4 protein-coding genes are annotated in these 3226 nt (G+C 57.9%); all 4 read right to left on the bottom strand.

Annotated features, from left to right (window positions below; all coding sequences use genetic code 11):
• The coding region (locus AACS18_RS00630; protein WP_146184733.1) for a histidine--tRNA ligase at window positions 1–465 on the bottom strand (465 nt) is incomplete at its 3' end.
• A 138-nt stretch (window positions 466–603) separates the two neighbouring features.
• A complete protein-coding gene (gene ispG / locus AACS18_RS00625; protein WP_005333801.1) occupies window positions 604–1719 on the bottom strand; it encodes a flavodoxin-dependent (E)-4-hydroxy-3-methylbut-2-enyl-diphosphate synthase in 1116 nt (371 codons plus the stop codon).
• Window positions 1720–1729: 10 nt separating this feature from the next.
• Window positions 1730–2698 (bottom strand): cytoskeleton protein RodZ, encoded by a 969-nt coding sequence (rodZ, locus tag AACS18_RS00620; RefSeq protein WP_108611985.1) that lies wholly within the window; start codon window positions 2696–2698, stop codon window positions 1730–1732.
• Window positions 2688–3226 (bottom strand): type IV pilus biogenesis/stability protein PilW (pilW, locus tag AACS18_RS00615; protein ID WP_108611984.1); only part of this gene is annotated, 539 nt, incomplete at its 5' end. The genes rodZ and pilW, both read right to left, overlap by 11 nt.

Below are 3226 nucleotides of genomic sequence, written 5' to 3'. Positions count from 1 at the left end.
AAACAGACGCCACAGGCGGTGGGTCAGCATGATCAGCTCAGCGTCAATGTCCGGCCCGTTGATGCCAAACAGCTCGACACCGAACTGGTGGAACTGGCGGTAACGGCCCTTCTGGGGACGCTCGTGACGGAACATGGGGCCCATATACCACATCCGGCGTTCCTGGTTGTAGAGCAGACCGTGTTCGATACCGGCACGGACGCAGCTGGCGGTCCCTTCCGGACGCAGGCTCAGGCTGTCGCCGTTACGGTCTTCAAAGGTGTACATCTCTTTTTCGACCACGTCGGTCACTTCACCGATGGCGCGCTTGAACAGATGAGTCTGCTCGACAATCGGCATGCGCACTTCGCTGTAGCCATAGCTGGCAACGACCTGGCGCAGGATCTGTTCAACCTTCTGCCATACCGGGCTCTGCTCCGGCAGGCAATCATTCATACCGCGAATAGCTTGGATCTGTTTTGCCACGTTGATACTCGAGAAAAAGAGGTAAAATTTGGCCGCATTATAGGGATTTTCCCCCCCAAGGTAAAATCAGGGAATCCGGATGCGGGATTTAAAATCAGTCACCTGGAAAAAGGGCCACCCAATGTGGCCCTGTTTCGCTCACTCCTTGTCCATCGGGATCCGGTTGGCGGGATCCAGCATGGCGGCGCGGGCGCGAATGCGGCGCTCCAGAGTTGGAATGAGATCCTTGTTATCGAGCCGATCGACCCGCTGGCCCCCCTCATAGAAGGCACTCTTGTTGGCGGCACCCGCCAGACCAAGGTCGGAGACCAGCGCTTCGCCCGGGCCATTCACCACACAGCCGATGATGGAAACATCCATCGGGGTGATGATGTCTTCGAGCCGCTCTTCCAGCGCGTTGACAGTGGCGATCACATCGAACTCCTGCCGTGAGCAGGATGGGCAAGCGATAAAGTTGATGCCACGGGAGCGAATGCGCAGGGATTTGAGGATATCGAAACCGACCTTTACCTCCTCCACCGGATCCGCCGCCAGCGAGATCCGCAAGGTATCGCCGATGCCGTCGGTAAGCAGCATACCCAGACCGATGGCAGACTTAACCGCGCCGGCACGGAAACCGCCCGCTTCGGTGATGCCAAGGTGCAGCGGCTGTTCAATCTGCTTGGCCAGCAGGCGATAAGCACCGACTGCCAGGAACACATCGGAGGCCTTGACGCTCACCTTGAAATCCTGGAAATCGAGGCGATCGAGGTAGTCCACGTGACGCATGGCGGACTCTACCAGCGCCTCTGGGGTCGGCTCGCCGTACTTCTCCTGGATATCTTTCTCCAGCGACCCGCCATTGACCCCGATACGGATCGGGATATTGAGGTCGCGCGCGCAATCGACCACAGATCGCACCCGCTGCTCGTTGCCGATGTTGCCCGGGTTGATGCGCAGGCAGTCGGCGCCGTATTCGGCCACTTTCAGGGCGATGCGATAGTCGAAGTGGATATCGGCGACGATGGGGATGCGGGTCTGCTGTTTGATGAGCCGGAAGGCTTCCGCCGCTTCCATGGTGGGCACGGAGACACGGACGATATCGGCACCGACCCGCTCGATCCGCTGGATCTGCTCGATGGTGGCGGCGACATCTGTGGTCTTGGTATTGGTCATGGTCTGCACGGTAATGGGTGCATCGCCCCCAACCGGTACATTACCAACCATGATCTGTCTGGATTTACGACGAATGATGGGTGATTCGTGAGAAGACATGGGAAACAGATTACTCCTGCGGCAATGAGAAGCGGGCTGTACGACCGTTGTTGTAACGGCTCATATCAAACGACTGCCCCTTGTAGTCAAGCTTGACGGCCATGGGCGCGCCAATGATGAACTTCAGGGGCTCGGCGCCTTCCAGCACCAGCTCGTCGTTGGCCTTCTTCAGACCACTGAACAGGGTCTTGCCGTTGGCATCCTTCACATCCAGCCAGCAATCGGCGGTGAAGCTCATCTTCAGTTGCGGCACAGTCGCCGGATCCACGACAGCCTCTTCAGATTCGGTGCCATTGGCGCCGGATACCGCAGCATCGGTCGCAGTGCCGACAGCCGCGCTGACATCGGTCGGGGCAACAGCCGCAGAAGCAGGCGCCAGGGTAGCAGTCGCATCGGAGACCACCGCAGGGACAGCCACGTCCGTGGCGGCCGGTGCGATGGTAGCGCCTTCCACCGGAGCGATATTGCTCGCATCGGGCGGCGTGATAGCAGGTTCAGCCGGGGTCGAACTGGTTGCACTCATCTCGGTGGCTGCCAGCGCTTCATCACCGGCGGAGCGGCGTGAAGTACTCTGCCACCACCAGGCGACCGAGAGCGCAATCAACACCAGGATCACCAGCCAGGTCACCACCTTGAGCCGACTGTCGTTGGCTTGCTGGCGGGAGCGACGGGAGAAGCTCTGCATGTCGATATTGTCGGGAGGAGTCAGACCCAGCTTGTCGTAAGCGGCCAGAATGGTCTCATCGGGGATCCCGACCAGCTTGGCATAGGTACGCAGATAGCCCCGAATAAAGGTATGGGAGGTGTGCTTGTCGTAGGTATCCGATTCGATAGCGGCGATCAGGGTCAGACGAAGGTGAATGCGGGACGCAACTTGTTCTCGTGTCCAGCCAAGCTGTTCACGGGCGTTGCGCAGCAATTGGCCTGGGCCTACTGCCTGGGAGTCGTCTTGGAAATCGTGTTGCTGTTCAATAGTCATTGGCTAAATAACGCTTGGCTTGTTGCGAAGTGGGATATTGCCTTACCAGCTCAGTCCCGAATTGGTGAAGTAATGCCGGCTTGTCCATCGCCTGTGCCAGCCGAAGTCTCAACCAGAGACTCTCCTCGTTCTCGTCTGACACATCGGCAAAACGGGCGAGGTAGGATTGCACATCAGGCAGCTTGCCATCTTTCATGGAAAGCTCGGCCAAGTCCAGCAATAACCCTGGATTGCGGGGATTATACCCCAAGGCCAGGCGATAGTACTCGCCTGCTTTATCATTTCTGCGATTTTGCAGCGCACAAAGTGCCGCATTTTCATAGGTATCGGCAATTTTTACGTAACCTGGCTGAATAACAGCCTGGTTGAACGCCTGATCTGCCTCGGCATACCTGCCGCGATCACAGAGGAAGGCACCATAGTTGTTCATTGCGTCAGCATTGGACGGATCCATGGCAAGGGCGTTCTTGTAATGGGTCTCGGCTGCCTTGAAATCTCCTACCTTCTGGTAAAAGTAGGCAAAACCGA

Source organism: Aeromonas sp. HMWF015 (assembly GCF_963878965.1).
GTDB lineage: Bacteria > Pseudomonadota > Gammaproteobacteria > Enterobacterales > Aeromonadaceae > Aeromonas > Aeromonas veronii.
Note: the sequence above shows the minus strand (reverse complement) of the source record. Positions and strands in the feature narration are given on the sequence as shown.

Bases quoted from the DNA above. Each gene is read 5' to 3' on its own strand.
- rodZ (WP_108611985.1), bottom strand. From the start codon at position 2,698: ATGACTATTGAACAGCAACACGATTTCCAAGACGACTCCCAGGCAGTA.
- ispG (WP_005333801.1), bottom strand. From the start codon at position 1,719: ATGTCTTCTCACGAATCACCCATCATTCGTCGTAAATCCAGACAGATC.